Source organism: Paenibacillus polymyxa, assembly GCF_001719045.1.
Classification (GTDB): domain Bacteria; phylum Bacillota; class Bacilli; order Paenibacillales; family Paenibacillaceae; genus Paenibacillus; species Paenibacillus polymyxa_B.
Window position 1 is genome coordinate 5,159,153 of record NZ_CP015423.1, and the last position, 15,920, is coordinate 5,175,072.

General features: G+C 46.1%; 12 protein-coding genes. 10 read left to right on the top strand and 2 right to left on the bottom strand.

Annotated features, from left to right (window positions below):
* The first annotated feature begins 18 nt into the window (after positions 1–18).
* The 3 genes from uxaC to AOU00_RS23415 all read left to right on the top strand — a co-directional run bounded on the left by uxaC (position 19) and on the right by AOU00_RS23415 (position 4,206).
* Complete coding sequence (gene uxaC / locus AOU00_RS23405) at positions 19–1,443, top strand: glucuronate isomerase (RefSeq protein ID WP_069291766.1); 1,425 nt, start codon at positions 19–21, stop codon at positions 1,441–1,443.
* A 270-nt stretch (positions 1,444–1,713) separates the two neighbouring features.
* A complete protein-coding gene (locus AOU00_RS23410) occupies positions 1,714–3,114 on the top strand; it encodes an MFS transporter (RefSeq protein ID WP_061830333.1) in 1,401 nt (466 codons plus the stop codon).
* An 87-nt stretch (positions 3,115–3,201) separates the two neighbouring features.
* A complete protein-coding gene (locus tag AOU00_RS23415) occupies positions 3,202–4,206 on the top strand; it encodes a LacI family DNA-binding transcriptional regulator (protein WP_069079639.1) in 1,005 nt (334 codons plus the stop codon).
* Positions 4,207–4,305: 99 nt separating this feature from the next.
* Here the strand turns inward: AOU00_RS23415 and poxB are convergent, their stop codons facing one another.
* The gene (gene poxB, locus AOU00_RS23420) at positions 4,306–6,030 is read right to left on the bottom strand and encodes a ubiquinone-dependent pyruvate dehydrogenase (protein ID WP_069291767.1); all 1,725 of its coding nucleotides are present in this window, start codon (positions 6,028–6,030) and stop codon (positions 4,306–4,308) included.
* Between the two features lie 315 nt (positions 6,031–6,345).
* On the opposite strand from poxB, the gene AOU00_RS23425 reads away from it, so the two are divergent.
* The 4 genes from AOU00_RS23425 to AOU00_RS23440 all read left to right on the top strand — a co-directional run bounded on the left by AOU00_RS23425 (position 6,346) and on the right by AOU00_RS23440 (position 10,969).
* Complete coding sequence (locus AOU00_RS23425; protein ID WP_069291768.1) at positions 6,346–7,839, top strand: tagaturonate reductase; 1,494 nt, start codon at positions 6,346–6,348, stop codon at positions 7,837–7,839.
* A 17-nt stretch (positions 7,840–7,856) separates the two neighbouring features.
* Positions 7,857–9,356 carry a UxaA family hydrolase gene (locus tag AOU00_RS23430; protein ID WP_069291769.1) on the top strand — a complete coding sequence of 500 codons (1,500 nt, stop codon included), beginning with the start codon at positions 7,857–7,859 and terminating at the stop codon, positions 9,354–9,356.
* Between the two features lie 127 nt (positions 9,357–9,483).
* On the top strand, positions 9,484–9,930 hold the full coding sequence (locus AOU00_RS23435; protein WP_061830338.1) for an acetyltransferase: 447 nt from the start codon (positions 9,484–9,486) through the stop codon (positions 9,928–9,930).
* Positions 9,931–10,111: 181 nt separating this feature from the next.
* Positions 10,112–10,969 (top strand): DNA-binding protein, encoded by an 858-nt coding sequence (locus AOU00_RS23440; RefSeq protein ID WP_069291770.1) that lies wholly within the window; start codon positions 10,112–10,114, stop codon positions 10,967–10,969.
* Between the two features lie 247 nt (positions 10,970–11,216).
* Here the strand turns inward: AOU00_RS23440 and AOU00_RS23445 are convergent, their stop codons facing one another.
* Entirely contained in the window at positions 11,217–12,107 is an 891-nt protein-coding gene (locus AOU00_RS23445) for a hypothetical protein (protein ID WP_061830340.1), read from the bottom strand.
* A gap of 253 nt (positions 12,108–12,360) precedes the next feature.
* Here AOU00_RS23445 and AOU00_RS23450 point away from each other — a divergent pair, with 253 nt between their 5' ends.
* Genes AOU00_RS23450 through AOU00_RS23460 form a run of 3 tightly spaced genes read left to right on the top strand, consistent with a single transcriptional unit; the run spans position 12,361 to position 15,898 of the window.
* Positions 12,361–13,323 (top strand): ABC transporter permease, encoded by a 963-nt coding sequence (locus tag AOU00_RS23450; RefSeq protein WP_069291771.1) that lies wholly within the window; start codon positions 12,361–12,363, stop codon positions 13,321–13,323.
* Positions 13,324–13,337: 14 nt separating this feature from the next.
* A complete protein-coding gene (locus tag AOU00_RS23455; RefSeq protein ID WP_061830342.1) occupies positions 13,338–14,225 on the top strand; it encodes a carbohydrate ABC transporter permease in 888 nt (295 codons plus the stop codon).
* A gap of 26 nt (positions 14,226–14,251) precedes the next feature.
* Positions 14,252–15,898 carry a type 2 periplasmic-binding domain-containing protein gene (locus AOU00_RS23460; RefSeq protein ID WP_069292108.1) on the top strand — a complete coding sequence of 549 codons (1,647 nt, stop codon included), beginning with the start codon at positions 14,252–14,254 and terminating at the stop codon, positions 15,896–15,898.
* The last annotated feature ends 22 nt before the right edge of the window (positions 15,899–15,920 follow it).

The window sequence follows — 15,920 nt, forward strand, 5'->3', positions numbered from 1 at the left end:
AGAAGGGATGAGAAAGTAATGACCAAAACGTTTTTAGACGAAAACTTTTTGTTGAGCAATCCAACGGCTGAAACCTTATATCATCAGTATGCCAAGGATATGCCGATTATTGACTATCATTGCCATTTAAGTCCACAAGAAATTTATGAAAATAAAAAGTTCAAGAATATTACGGAAGCCTGGTTGTACGGAGATCATTACAAGTGGAGACTTATGCGGGCCAATGGGGTCGAGGAGCGTTTGATCACGGGGGATGGTGAGGATTATGACAAGTTTTTAGCTTGGGCCAAAACCGTACCTACACTAATCGGCAATCCGCTGTACCATTGGACGCATTTGGAGCTTCAACGCTTTTTTGGTGTCTATGAGCTGCTGAATGAACAGAACGCAACTGTAATCTGGGAAAAGGTAAACCAAAAGCTGCAGGGAAATGGCTTTGGCGCACGAGATCTGATTGTGAACTCGAAGGTAACTGTGGTGTGCACCACGGATGATCCGACGGACCATCTCGAATACCACAAACAAATCAGCAAGCTGAACGATTTCCCAGTGGCAGTGCTGCCAAGCTTCCGCCCCGACAAAGCTTTGGAAATTAATCGCGAAACTTTCCAGCCTTGGGTGGCTCGGTTGGGTGAAGTCAGCGGACTGGATGTTTCTGGCCTAGAAGGATTTTTGAATGCGCTGGCGAGCCGGGTGCGCCATTTCCATGCTGCCGGAGGCCGGGTATCTGATCATGCGCTCGATACTGTTGTCTATGAAGAAACGACACTGGAGGAAGCAGCAGCCATATTCAGCAAGGGGCTGGAGGAAGGCCATGTGACTCCTTTAGAAGAGGCCAAATATAAATCGTACGTTTTGGTTTTTCTTGGCAAACAGTATGCAGAACATGGCTGGGCTATGCAATACCACATTCACGCGCTGCGTAACAACAACACGGCTATGTTCCGTCATTTGGGACCGGATACAGGTTACGATGCCGTAAATGATGGCTCGATCGCTCGTCCATTGGCGGCATTGCTGGACGCACAGGAGATGGCAGGAGGATTACCGAGAACGATTTTGTATTCGCTTAATTCGGTCGATTATCCAGTACTGGCAAGTCTCGCGGGCTGCTTCCAATCCGGTGGAACTGTAGGGAAAATCCAGTTTGGCACGGCATGGTGGTATAACGACCACATCGAGGGTATGCAGGAGCAGATGAAGTTGCTGGCTAACTACGGGGTGCTGTCCCGCTTTATTGGTATGCTGACGGATTCCCGTAGCTTCCTGTCCTACACACGCCATGAATATTTCCGCCGTATACTTTGTGACTTAATCGGAACGTGGGTTCAGGAGGGTAAGGCACCTGAGGATCTGGAACTGCTCGGAGCAATGGTACAAAATATTTGCTACAATAACGCCGAGCAATATTTTAATTTCCCAACGGTTGTTCATAGTAAGTGAAGTTATTGCCTAGGTGAGAACTCACTAACTTCATAAAAAGAGCTCTTGCCAGGAGCTTGTTTCAAACTCCCGGTAAGAGCAATTGAAAACAAAATAGTTATCAACTGAGGATTTTGCAAAAATCCCATAAGCGACTTCCAATGAACAAGATATAGATCGAAATGGTTTAGTTCGTCTGTATCTTGCACTTCGGAGCGACTGGAATCGAATTTTGCAAAATCCTGAACTAATTATGTGAAAATAATTACAAACATAGAGGAGTGTGTAGGTATGGGAGTGCCTATCGTGCAGGAGAGCGTCCAAACTGACAACAAGACAGGCGAGCATATTAGCCTGAAAGAAAAGATTTCGTATGGTATGGGTGACTTTGGAAACGGATTCATGTTTGATTTGGGGCAGTTGTATTTGCTGAAATTTTTTACCGATGTAGCAGGGGTTTCTGCAGGAGCCGCCGCAGGCATTTTCCTGGTCAGCAAGCTATTTGCCGCCGTCTGTGATCCCATTGTCGGGTCCTTTGTTGATTATCGCAAACATATCGGTACACGTGGAAAATTTAGACCTTTTCTTATCGTTGGAAGCGTTATCCTTGCAATTCTTACGATTCTTACCTTTATTTCGCCGAATATTTCGCCTACTGGAAAACTCATTTACGCTTATGCGTCCTATATGATCTGGGGAATTGGCTACTCTATTGTAAACATTCCATACGGCTCGCTGGGTGCCGCCATTACGCAGGATACTCATCAGCGTGCCTCATTGTCATCCTTCCGTCAGGCGGGCTCGCTGGGCGCATTATTCGTCACCAGTGTCGTTGTCATGCCGCTTATTTTACTGTTTCCTAACCATCATGTTGGCTATCCGGTTGTGATGGGGATTATGTCACTCATTGGTGTGATCGCTTTCATCATATGTTACCGAGGAACGAAAGAACGTATTATTAGCCAGTCCGGGCCAAAAGAGAAGCTATCTATAGGCGTTATCGTGCATACCTTTACGAATAACAAGCCTTTGCTGGTACTCGTTTTGATGACGATTTTCACCATATCCGCGTACAATATCAAGTCCGCACTACTGATCTATTTTGCCGAATATAACTTGGGGCATGTAGAATTAATGGCTTATATGAATTTTATTATTATCGGTTCGTCGCTACTGGGTGTGTTGTTCCTGCCCAAGCTGGTACGGCGCTTCGGTAAACGAAAAACAGCCATACTGGGGATGCTGGTTAGTGTCATTGCCGACTCCATTAACTTTTTTATGCCTTCCAATGTATATATTTTTACAATCCTGGCCAGTATTTCGTTCATTGGTATTAGTATTCCTAACGGGGTGACCTGGGCATTCGTGTCCGATATCATTGATTATGGCGAATGGTCATCCGGGGAGCGTAAGGAAGGGATTACTTACTCGTTATTTAACTTTTCACGTAAGTTGGCTCAATCCTTGTCTGGCTTTCTATCGGGTATTGGACTAGCGCTCATCGGGTATGTTCCGAATGTGGTTCAGTCCTCTGGAACGCTGCTTGGGATCAAGGCATTGCTTTGTCTCTATCCGGCTGTTGCCCTGGCTTTGGCCATGCTGGTCATCGGTAAAATGTACAAGCTGACTGACAGCAGACATGCAGAAATGGTTCAAGAGTTACAACGTCGACATGCGGATAACCGCGTATAATTTGTGAAAGTCTTCTTTTCCGGGCGGCTCCTGTGGTATGGTGGGTATATAATTTTTTTAGAGCCTCACTAAGGAAAGGATACGTATATGGCAGCTACCATTAAAGACATTGCCAAGTTGGCTAATGTTTCCCATACAACCGTCTCCCGGGCGCTCAATAACAGCCCGCTGATTAAAGAAGATACGAAACGCAAAATTATGGAGTTGGCAGAGCAACTCAATTACATTCCAAATTTTAATGCCAAAAGCCTGGTTCTCCAGCGCTCGCATACGATTGGCCTGTTTTTCACCAGTATTTCAGAAGGCACCAGCTCCAGTTTTTTTGCGGATACCATCCGTGGAGTTAATCATGTCATCGGGGTGGATTACAATCTGTTTGTGCGAGGGATTGACGATTACGCCGATTTTTCGGCCATTCACCGCAAGCGTTTTGATGGTATCATTCTGATGAGCCAGAGCGAGGCGGACAACCCTTTTATTTATCATGTGCTCGGTCAAGGCATTCCGCTTGTTGTACTGAATCGGCAGGTATCCGGGGCAGGGATTGTAAATGTGATTTCAAATGATAAGGAAGGGTCCTATGAAGCGGTCTCCTTTCTCGTTGAAAGTGGGCATGAACGCATTGCGATCATTGAAGGGGTAGAAGGCTTCAAGTCTACCCAGCAACGCCGCGAGGGTTTTATGAATGCGTTAATTGATAGCGGTAAGCCGATTCGACATGAATATATCGTGCAAGGCCATTATGATACTGAAAGCGGAAGCCAGGCAATGAAGCAACTGCTTTCCTTGCAGGAGCCGCCGACAGCGGTATTTTGCTCTAACGATGATATGGCTATTGGGGCAATGAATGCGGTATTCGAAAATGGCTTGAAGGTACCAGAGGATATCTCTGTCATTGGTTTTGACGATATCGGGTTCTCAATGTATACGACTCCACCGTTAACAACGGTCAAAAGACCGATTGAGCAGATAAGTGAGCGCGGAGCCGCCTGCATTCTGGAACGAATTCAGTCACCGTCCAATGAGGGTGAGCTTATATTTATGGAGACCGCGCTCATGAAGCGGAAATCAACGGCAGGCAGACCACGCTGAGTCTCTTTTGATTAACAGGCAGGTCAAAGGGGCAGAAACCATGCTAGATGTATGGTTTCTGCCTCCTTTAGGTTAAAATGTGCTCCGCTTCGTCTGTATTTAACGAAAGAGATTGGTTTTAGCTAGTTCTACAATCTCGTCACCGCGTCCGTTCAGCATCGCTTTCATCATCCACAGTGTAAATCCTTCTGCTTGTTTAAGATTAATTTTGGGTGGCATGGATAGCTCTTGACGGTTGACCACCACGTCTACCACAACAGGGCCATCATGAGCCAATGCTTGCTGAATGGCATCCTCCAGCATTGTCGGATCTTCAACCCGGATGCCCTTGAGTCCCATGGCTTGCGCTACAGCACCAAAATCAGGATTCACCAGTTCCGTGCCGTTTTCCAGGAATCCGGCCGCTTTCATTTCCAGCTCGACAAAACCGAGAGCGCCATTATTGAAAACAATGACTTTGATAGGCAGCTGATGCTGCTTCAGGGTGAGCAGGTCGCCCATCAGCATCGTGAGTCCGCCATCGCCTGAGAGGGCAATCACTTGTCGGTCAGGCTCAGTGGCCTGCGCTCCGATCGCCTGCGGCAGGGCATTTGCCATCGTGCCATGGTTGAACGAGCCGAGAAGCCGACGCTGACCGTTCATCTGCAAATAACGCGCTGCCCATACAGTGGGAGTACCGACATCACAAGTGAAAATAGCATTTTCCTGCGCGGCGTCACTGATGACCTTGGCGAGATATTGCGGATGGATCGGCGTATGACCTGGTTTACCGACGGCAAGGTCATCCAACTCCTGGCGTACCTTGGTATAGTGGGAGACGGTTTTCTCTAGATGCTTGGAATCATGCTCTGACGTTAAATGCGGTAGCAGCATTTCCAATGTGGCTTTTACATCCCCGCACAAACCATACGTCAACGGAGTACGTCTGCCGAGATGGGCTGGCTCTATATCTACCTGTAGGACAATCGCATCTTCAGGGTAAAATTGTCTGTAAGGGAAGTCTGTTCCGAGCATAAGCAGGACGTCACAATCCATCATCGCATGGTACCCGGAAGAATACCCGATCAGTCCGGTCAATCCAGCATAATAAGGGTTGTCATACTCCAGATATTCCTTGCCTCGCAGAGCGGATACCATGGGGGACTTTAGCTTGTCACATAACTGCATGAGCAAGTCGTGAGATTGTGCACAGCCAGCGCCGCATAGTAACGTAATTCGTTTGCCTTTATTCAAATATTCGGCCAGTCGGGAAATTTCGGAAGCGGACGGATGCACTACAGGTGCAGTGGGATGGTAGACATGTTCAGGGACGGGTACCTTTTCCGCCTCCAAAGCTGCTACATCACCGGGAAGAACAATGACGGAAACACCTGAACGTGAAATTGCCTGTTGAATGGCCATGGTCACCGTTCTGGGAATTTGACGCGGTGTCGTAATCACCTCACAAAAGTGACTGCATTCTCCGAAAAGATGCTCAGGATGCGTAGCTTGAAAATATTCACTTCCAATTTCGTCGCTTGGAATATGAGCGGCAATAGCCAGTACAGGCACCCGATTGCGGTGGCAATCATATAAACCATTAATCAGATGCAAATTTCCGGGACCACTGCTTCCAGCACATACAGCAATGCTGCCACTAAGGTCAGCATCCGCTCCGGCTGCAAAGGCAGCCACTTCTTCGTGCCTTACATGAATCCATTCAATTTGACCGTTGCTGCGAATGGAATCAACCATATTATTTAGAGAATCTCCAACAATGCCATAAATTCGTTTGACCCCTGCATTGACCAAAACTTGTACAATAGTATCTGCGATTGTCTTCATAGATGTTCCTCCTGCCTAGTAAGTAGTGTTATCCTGCCCGTGCTTTTTTGCGTCTATTCTCCTGAAATGTATATAAGAACAAGGTCTCGGGATAGGGTGATAAGTTAGCCTTAACCGTCTTAGATCAGGTGCGAAACAACAGAAAAAGGACGATATACTTGCAGATTTTTATATAAACGTATATGTTAACGTGTTCATATTATTGTCATTATTATTTTTTTAAACTAAAAATGTTGATAAAACTATTTTGTTAACGTGTGCATTGTGATAAAATAACGATGAAATCATTATGGTAATTGTGGGAGGTTACTCCGGATGAAACAAGTAGATGAATTAGACCAATTAAACAGAAAAAGCTTTATCGTTACTGAACCACATCCCGAGAGGGTGCTGCAATTCGGGGAAGGGAACTTCCTGCGTGCTTTTGTAGACTGGCAATTTGACAAAATGAATAAGCTGGCAGAATGGAATACGGGAGTTGTGATTGTACAACCGCAGCCAGGAGGCCTCGTGGAGAAGCTTAACGAGCAGGATGGCCTGTATACGGTTATTCTTGAAGGGATTAAGGATGGGAAGGCCATGAAGGAGCATACCGTTGTGGAGTGCGTCACTCGTGGGATTAATCCGTACGGTTCGGACTTTGTGGAGTATGAAGCATTATCCCAAAAGCCGGAGCTGCGTTTTGTCGTGTCGAACACGACGGAAGCGGGGATCGCTTATGCACCAGAGGATCAATTGGAAGATCGTCCGCAAAAGAGCTTTCCAGGCAAGCTAGCCGCCTTTCTGTACAAGCGCTTTCAATTCTTCGGGGGCGATCAGAGCAAGGGATTGGTGATCATTCCGTGCGAGCTCATCGACCGTAATGGAGACGCTCTCAAGGAAATCGTACTAAAATATGCGGACCAATGGAAGCTTGGGGCGGAGTTTATTGCATGGTTGGAGGAATCGAATACGTTCTGCAACAGTTTGGTCGATCGGATTGTACCTGGCTATCCCAAAGACCGAATCCATGAAATTCAAGCAGAATTGGGTTACAAGGACGATTTGGTTGTTGTGGGCGAACAGTATCATTTATGGGTTATTGAAGGGCCACAATGGCTTAAAGAAGAATTACCTGCTCATTTGGCCGGATTGAATGTACTGATTGTCGACGATATGGCACCCTACCGTACACGGAAAGTACGCATTTTGAATGGAGCACATACGGCGCTTACACCTGTAGCTTATTTATATGGCCTGGACACGGTGGGGCAGGCGGTCGAGCATGAGATTATGGGCAACTTTATCCAGTCGCTGATCCGAGAAGAAATTATTCCGACGCTGGACTCGTCAGAAGCGGAATTGAATGTATATGCCGACGATGTTATTGAACGATTCCGTAATCCATATGTAAGTCATTATGTTATGAGTATCGCACTAAATTCGGTGTCCAAGTTCAAGACACGGAACTTGCCATCCTTGCTCCAGTATGTGGCACAACGTAAGGCTCTGCCTGTCAGAATCGTATTTTCACTGGCGTCCCTGATCGTATTTTATCGGGGAGACAGAAATGGTGAGTCGATTGCGTTGGCAGACGAAGCGGAAGTGTTGGGTACGTTTGGTGAACTGTGGAGTCGATATGACGGTACTCTCGCCGGGGCGAAGCAATTGACTGCGCTCGTACTCGGCCAGCAGACATGGTGGGGTCAAGACCTGAACCAGATCGAAGGGCTGGCTGAACAAACGGCACAGCACGTGTATGAAATTACAAGCAGAGGAATGAAGGAGACGCTCGATTCTCTAACCGGGAACAGCGTGCCCAGAGCATAAGCAAGGAGGAGACCGGAATGCTGGAATTCATTCAAATTCATGATCAAGATAACGTGGCTGTCGCCTTGCGTGATTACAAGCAGGGAGAGACACTGACGTGGGGAGCACAAGAAGAACAACGAGTGGAGTTAGCCGAGGATGTAGCACGTGGGCATAAAATCGCCTTGCAGGATATAGCTGAAGGTGGGCATGTTCTGAAATACGGATATCCCATCGGTCATGCCATTCAGCCCATTCAGGCAGGACAGCATGTGCATACGCATAATACGAAGACGAACCTGACAGGCGTGGAGGAGTACACTTATAAGCCTAAGCCAGCTCCTCATTTATATGAACAGGAGAGTCGTACGTTTCAAGGTTTTCGGCGAAAGGACGGTCGTGTGGGGATTCGCAATGAGTTGTGGATTGTGCCGACGGTCGGCTGTGTGAACGGGATCGCTGAACTTATTTTAAACCGTTTCAAGCAGGAAGCGGGAGATATTTCACCTTTTGAAAATGCACTTGTGCTCAAGCATAACTATGGTTGTTCTCAGTTGGGTGACGATCACGCACATACGCGCACGATTTTGATCGATGCTGTGAAACATGCGAACGCAGGTGGCGTACTTGTACTGGGTTTGGGCTGTGAGAACAATGAGATGAAAGAATTTAAGGAAGCCATCGGGGAATATGATTCGGAGCGGGTAAAGTTTTTGCTTTCCCAGGATGTGTCGGATGAAGTAGAGGAAGGGGTAAGGCTGCTTCATGAAATTTTTGCGGCCGTGCAAGAAGATCGACGGGAACCTGTACCTTTGTCTGAGCTGAACATCGGCTTGAAATGCGGTGGATCTGATGGCTTATCGGGTATTACTGCCAACCCACTACTCGGACGATTGTCGGATTATATGGCCGCGCAAGGTGGAACAACGGTATTGACAGAAGTACCTGAAATGTTCGGGGCGGAGACGATTTTAATGGAGCGCGCTGCCGATGAGCAAGTATTTAATAAGATCGTACATCTGATTAACGATTTCAAACAATATTTTCTGGATTACAAGCAGCCAGTATACGAAAATCCGTCGCCGGGCAATAAAGCAGGGGGCATCACGACACTGGAGGATAAATCACTGGGCTGTACGCAAAAATCCGGGTCTTCCACGGTCACTGATGTCATTCAGTACGGGGAACGTCTTAAGACCAAGGGACTCAACCTACTCAGCGCACCGGGCAACGATCTAGTGGCATCTTCAGCTCTCGCCGCGGCGGGCTGCCAGCTCGTTATTTTCACAACCGGACGCGGTACGCCGTTTGGCTCCTTTGTTCCGACGATGAAGGTCTCAACCAACTCGCCGTTGTATAAAGCTAAACCTCATTGGATCGACTATAACGCCGGTTCACTGGTGGAGGATGTCAGTATGGAACAAGCGCTCCGCAACTTTGTTGATTACATTGTCGATGTAGCCAGCGGAACCTGGGTGAACAATGAGAAAAACAATTTCAGAGAGCTCGCTATTTTTAAAAACGGTGTTACGTTGTAAAAGGCTGTAGTGTAAGGGAGGCGGAATTATTCCGCTTCCTTTTTTGTGTTTGTATGCTTCAAAATAGGCATGTTAGACTTACTGCAAAACATGCAATATCGATTTTTAAATGAGGGGGGAAGTACAAGTGCAAAATGAAATTGTTGCTTATCGTGAAGAAAATCATGATCAACTCGTTGATATTTGGCAGCGGGCTGTACGCCGGACGCACACATTTTTGTCGGAAGAGGACATTCAATTTTATCATCATATCGTACGCAATGGTGTTTTAAGAGAACTTGAAGTTTGGATGGAATGGAATACAAGTCAAGAACCAACAGGTTTTATCGGGCTGGACGGATTGAAAATAGAGATGCTGTTTGTTGACCCTGAACGGCATGGGCAGGGCATAGGCAGCCGACTCATCCAGTATGCTGAAAAAATAAAAGGGAAGCATCTCAAAGTGGACGTGAATGAGCAGAACGAGAAAGCGTATGCTTTCTACAGACATTACGGCTTTGTACAAACGGGGCGATCAGCACTGGATGGATCAGGTAGGGCATTTCCTTTGCTTCACATGGAAATGAACAAGTGAACGATCCACTTACATCGGTATTTTAAAAACTGGAATATATTATCATAATGCACTTGTCATATGCTTGAATTTATGATATAACTTAATTACGTAATAAATACGTAATTAAGTTATTTTCAGTTAGAATTTAGATCTTACTTTTGTTTGGTGAATATAAAAGTCGGATAAGGAGGCGGGAACGGTGGATGATCTTGTTCACTCCGACATCACAGATCTAGACACACTTGTTAACATGATTAAGCTGTCTTTTTCATTTGCGGATGGTGCCAATATGATTGCTTTATGCGACCGGTTGTATAGCCATGTCAACCAAAAGTATCAGGAATTACAGCTCTACAAAGCGCGCAAGAAACCTATACAACCCATACATACCAAACGGCCGCTAGTCTACTACTACGGCTACAGTCATCTCATGAAAGGCATGGCCTTCCAAAAACAGGGCAAGTATGAGGCCGCTCGCGATTGCATCGAAAAATATGCAGAATTGGGCTGGTTTAATGGTCTCGATCAATATGGGGAAGCAGAGGTCGAATTTTACCGCTATGCTGCCAGAGCTAATTTGTATGCCCTTGATATTTTGTCAGGCCATGGCGAAGTGTTGCAGGAATACGTGCAATTTCTTCGTAACAATCCGGAAGAGCTGTTACCGGGGCTTCTTTCCATCGTTGAGGGAGCATCGAGATATGACTATCCTTTAGAGGCTGTGCTTGAATCATTTGCCGAACAAATTGAAGGTTTTAAATATTTAGAAGAGCCCGTGAATGTATCTTATTATTTTCGCTTCTGCTATCAGTTGGCTCTTTATTATATCAAGCAACAACAGTTTACGGTTGCGTTGGGCTATATCCTGCAATCTCTCATGCTGTCCGATACCCTGGGTATGGAACATGAGCATGAGTTTAGGAAATGTACCGCTATATTTGAAATTTTCAGATCCCAAGCTACAGCAACACAGCAAGACCAATATATAACTATTTTAAAAGGAGTGTTAAAGGATGAAAAAATTGATTTCACGCCCTCTGTCGCTCAGTCTGTTTAGCTTGCTAGTGTTTGTTACAAGTCATGACCTCATCACGGTATTCTATCATGGAGCCAATCATTAAGAAGGCAGAAGTAAAGTAGAAAATTAGTTGTTTTAGCAGGTAGGCAGTTCATTTGAAAATATGATGTGGAAGTACACCCAATAGCAAGTAAGCTCATTATGATCAGGGCTTACTTGCTATTTGGCGTATTATGAAGATCGATCATAACGCATATATATAACGTGGTACATGTCCCAAAATTATTTAAGCTGTCGTAGGTTTATGCAGCAAACCTTGTTCTGATGGATGCAATGAAATTCTTGTCTGTTGGTAGCACGGGAATGGTTCTTCCGTGCTGTATGATCTGCTTTTTAACGCTGCATCTAGTGCCCGTAGCAAGGAGCCTATGAATTGCTCTGGAGAAAAGAAAATGCTTTTCCCGACCATATGAATGTGAAGCTCGTTATGGTCACGGTTACTTACAGACAGCAATATACCTTGACCCTGAAAACCCGTACCGATTGCGCGTATTTTGTTTATACCCGAGAGCAGCATTTCCGTTTTCACCGCACGCCCCTGTTCCTCCACAAATACAGAAATCAGGCGTTTGTCTGTAACGATAACAATTTGGTTACCCCGAAACGTATGGCTCAGGTGTAGAAAATCTTTATATACCCCAATAGTCTGCTCATGCGGAGAAACAATCCCCATTCGTACAAACTCATCCAGCTCAGTGATATCGGGCTCCTGGTGATTTTTAATTCGTTTTTTGATACTGAACTGAATGGTTAGGATACCCAGAATAGCTATGAGAAAAGCGCTAAGTCGGACGTTAAATATAAAGAACATCAGGACAATAAGGCCGCCTACTAACCACTGTCCCCAAGTTAGATAGCGCAGCTTTTGTTGTACCGTACGACGATAATAACCGTAGCCCTTTCCCGGTTGATACTCTTTAGTAAACTTTGTCATACCACGCATCATGGTTAATCCATAGACGGATAAAATTGTCATCGCGAGCGCCAAGAGCGTCATAAGCCATTCCTGAGCTGCAATGCCAACTAAAGTGCACAGGCCAAACATGATGAGCCCCGCCCAGCAGGCAACCTTTTTAATTCGGACCTGTTTCTGAATCGAACGAACCAATTCTTCCATTCTTAATCCTCCTGATCTAGGTATATAGGTAATGATTGGAATCACATATAGTCTTATCGTACCATCTGATAGTCTTCTTCGTAAATTAATAGATGTAAATATCCAAAGGCTGGAAGAAAACTTGTGCGTATAGTTAGATCCCCACCTGAAATTTAGATACCAAAATCAAAAAATCCAGTACTACTCATTCGAAGCAGAAGCCTCTAAAATAATAAATGTAAGTGCTTACATCACAAAGAAGGGAGGTCCTCGTATGAGTACAGGATGGAAGAATCTGCAGACACAGCCGCCGGTTCGATCGGGGAGAGGGGCATCACTAGCGCGCAAATGGGTTCAACAAAGACATTTGCAGACCATGGCGCTGCTTGGGGTGGTTTGGATGATTATTTTTCATTACATTCCGATGTACGGTATTTTAATTGCTTTCAAACATTTTGACATCATTGGAACCATATCAAGCGCACCTTGGGCGGGGTTAGAGCATTTTCGGGCCTTTTTGGAGGATGATAACTTTTGGTACATTGTCAAAAACACACTGGGCATTAGCTTGCTCAAGCTGGCGATTGGGTTCCCGTTGCCCATTGTATTTGCTCTGTTCCTGAATGAAATACGATCCATTCGGTTCAAAAAATCTATTCAGACCATTTCGTACCTTCCTCACTTTTTATCTTGGGTTATTCTTGGCGGGATCTTAACGACGTGGCTGGCAGATACCGGGATGATTAATCAACTGTTGCTAGCCTGGGGTTGGATTGACCAGCCGATCAGTTATTTGGCAGAGCCGAGCTATTTTTGGGGTATCGTCGTTAGCTCGGATATCTGGAAGGAGCTTGGATGGTCAGCTATTATCTATTTGGCAGCAATGGCGGGAGTATCTACGGACATGTACGAAGCGGCCACCATTGACGGGGCCGGACGGTTTCAGAAAATGTGGTACGTCACACTTCCCGCTATCAAGGGGACCATATCCATTTTGTTTATTTTGGCGGTCAGCGGCATATTGAACTCCAACTTCGATCAAATTCTCGTCCTGCGTAACTCGCTGAATGAAAGTGCAAGTAATGTAGTTGATATTTATGTATATCAGGTGGGCATTCAGCAGGGCCGTTTCTCGTATTCTACCGCAGTGGGTTTGCTAAAATCGGTTCTTGCTCTCATTTTGCTGCTAATTGCCAATTCGGTGACCAAGCGGGTGAATAATACATCCCTATTTTGAAGGAGGACAGCTGCATGCAGCTATTGCAACGCAGAACAGCAGGCGAAGCGATATTCGATTTCGTGAACAACGTCTTCATGCTGATCATTTGTTTTGTGACGTTGTATCCCGTGTGGTATGTGCTGGTGAACTCCTTTAACGAAGGAGCAGACGCGATGAGGGGCGGCATTTACTGGTGGCCGAGGGTCTTCAGTCTGGGCAGCTATCAGGCTGTGTTTGCCAACAACGGTATTATGACTGCGATGGGAGTGACTATTGCCAAGACGTTAATCGGCACGATTGTTCATGTGTTTTTTACCGCTATGATTGCATATGCATATTCCCGTAAGGAGCTGATCGGGCGCAAGCTATATATGCTGATTGGCACCATTACTCTGTTTTTCGGTGGGGGATTGATTCCAACGTACTTGCTGATTCGTGATCTCGGACTGCTGGACAGCTTTTGGGTGTACATCATTCCTGCGATGTTCAGCTTTTTTGACCTTATTATTTTTATGGCTTTTTTCCGCGAACTGCCGGATGCATTGGAAGAAGCGGCGAAAATAGACGGTGCGAACGATTTCGGTATCTTTTGCCGGATCGTGCTTCCTGTATCTATGCCGGTAGTAGCGACGATTGCGTTGTTTCATGGGGTATACCAGTGGAACGATTATTTTACTGGAATGATCTATATTAATAATACGGATCTTCAGCCGATTCAAACGTATTTGTACCGGGTTGTTGCCCAATCCAGCTCTAATCAGATGATGGCTGCTGCGCCGGGGGTCGTTGCCCAGTCCGTCACTTCGCAATCGATCAAGCTGGCGACGATGGTTGTGACGACACTGCCCATTGTACTGGTATATCCTTTTCTGCAAAAATATTTCGTCAAGGGTCTGATGATCGGCTCGATTAAGGGATAGCACATCATCCAAGGGGGAGATTTATGATGAACATTCGCAAATGGCAGAAGGGGCTGTTGGCTTCTGTTCTGCTGGTGGGTTTGCTCGCGGCATGTACGTCCGGTGGAGGCGGTACTGTCACGGAATTACAGGACGAGAAGACCAAGGCTACGGCAGATGTACCAGGATGGAAGGCGGATAAGGAGCCGATTACGTTTGACTGGTATTTGAACTTTTCCTGGTTCCCGAACAAGTGGGGGACGGATATGACCTCGAAGTATGTTACGCAAAAGACTGGGGTCAGCGTCAATTTTATCGTACCGGCAGGAAATGAAAATGAAAAGCTCAATACCATGCTGGCCTCCGGCAAGCTGCCTGATTTTGTCACGCTGGGTTGGGGAGAGGACGCGGTCAAAAAAATGATCGAGGGTAAGATGGTGCTTCCGCTCAACAAGCTGGCCGAGAAATACGATCCGTATCTGATTAAAATAGCTGATCCGGCGAAAATGTCCTGGTATCGCCAAACGGACGGGAATGTATACGGGTATCCTAACGCTTCTTCTTCGCCACAGGATTATCAAAAATACGGCCAAAATTTTGTGTCCAACCAGACGTTTATGGTTCGGAAAGATATGTACGAGGCGATCGGCAAACCAGATATGAGGACACCAGAAGGATTTTTGAAAGCGCTTCAAAAAGTGAAAGAGAAATTTCCGGAGGTGAACGGTCAGCCTCTTATCCCGATAGGATTTCACGAATTTACAGATAACGGAAATTATTCTTTTGAAGACTATTTACTCAATTTCCTAGCCATTCCTCATGAAAAGGACGGCAAGCTATACGATCGTCGTTCGGACGAAGAGTATATTCGCTGGCTCAAAACATTCCGTCAAGCAAATGAGCAGGGCCTGATCGCCAAGGACGTATTTATCGACAAACGTCCGCAAATGGAGGAAAAGGTGGCACAGGGCCGATATTTTGCCATGCTATACCAGCGTTCTGACTTTGCCACTCAACAGGTACTGTTATATGCGAAGGACCCGAACTCCGTCTATATCGCGGTGGATGGACCTTCGAACAGTAAGCTGGACCCGCCGACGCTGGCCGGGCCGGGTATTTCCGGCTGGACGGTGACGCTTATTTCGAAGGATGTCAAAGACAAGGAGCGAGCTATTGAATTTCTGACTTATCTGATTAGCGAGGAAGGAAATCGTGACCTGTATCTGGGGGAGCAGGGCAAGCTATGGGACATGGTTAACGGTAAGCCAGCCTTCAAGCCGGAGGTACAGGAGCTGCTGAACAAGGATCGTTCTGCTTTTGATAAAAAATATGGCGCCTCCTTCACCTTCTGGATGCTGATGGATACGAATATGAATTTGCAGTGGGCGCCGCCCAGCGTCGAGCCGTATAAGCAGCCAGAGGATTGGACGAAAGGGAAGACGAAAGGCTTCTCCCAATATGACAATATTAAACCGACCGGAACTTCGGCAGAGGGTATTGCGTCAGGCCAGATAGATAAAATTTGGGGCAAGACATTGCCGAAGCTGCTGCTTGCTTCCTCAGATGAGGAATTCGACCAGCTGTTTGCTCGCTTTTTGGAAGACCGCAGGAAAGCAGGATATGACAAAGTTATGGCCTATCAGCAAAAAGCCTATGAGGAAAACCTTAAGAAAATTGAACAGTTCACCAAATGATTTAATTCAATGCTTTAATCTA

What these genes read in the sequence shown, in the direction of transcription:
- AOU00_RS23415 (WP_069079639.1), top strand. Translation starts at nt 3,202, where the DNA reads ATGGCAGCTACCATTAAAGACATTGCCAAGTTGGCTAATGTTTCCCAT.
- AOU00_RS23455 (WP_061830342.1), top strand. Translation starts at nt 13,338, where the DNA reads ATGCAGCTATTGCAACGCAGAACAGCAGGCGAAGCGATATTCGATTTC.
- uxaC (WP_069291766.1), top strand. Translation starts at nt 19, where the DNA reads ATGACCAAAACGTTTTTAGACGAAAACTTTTTGTTGAGCAATCCAACG.
- AOU00_RS23430 (WP_069291769.1), top strand. Translation starts at nt 7,857, where the DNA reads ATGCTGGAATTCATTCAAATTCATGATCAAGATAACGTGGCTGTCGCC.
- AOU00_RS23450 (WP_069291771.1), top strand. Translation starts at nt 12,361, where the DNA reads ATGAGTACAGGATGGAAGAATCTGCAGACACAGCCGCCGGTTCGATCG.
- poxB (WP_069291767.1), bottom strand. Translation starts at nt 6,030, where the DNA reads ATGAAGACAATCGCAGATACTATTGTACAAGTTTTGGTCAATGCAGGG.
- AOU00_RS23410 (WP_061830333.1), top strand. Translation starts at nt 1,714, where the DNA reads ATGGGAGTGCCTATCGTGCAGGAGAGCGTCCAAACTGACAACAAGACA.
- AOU00_RS23445 (WP_061830340.1), bottom strand. Translation starts at nt 12,107, where the DNA reads ATGGAAGAATTGGTTCGTTCGATTCAGAAACAGGTCCGAATTAAAAAG.
- AOU00_RS23460 (WP_069292108.1), top strand. Translation starts at nt 14,252, where the DNA reads ATGAACATTCGCAAATGGCAGAAGGGGCTGTTGGCTTCTGTTCTGCTG.
- AOU00_RS23425 (WP_069291768.1), top strand. Translation starts at nt 6,346, where the DNA reads ATGAAACAAGTAGATGAATTAGACCAATTAAACAGAAAAAGCTTTATC.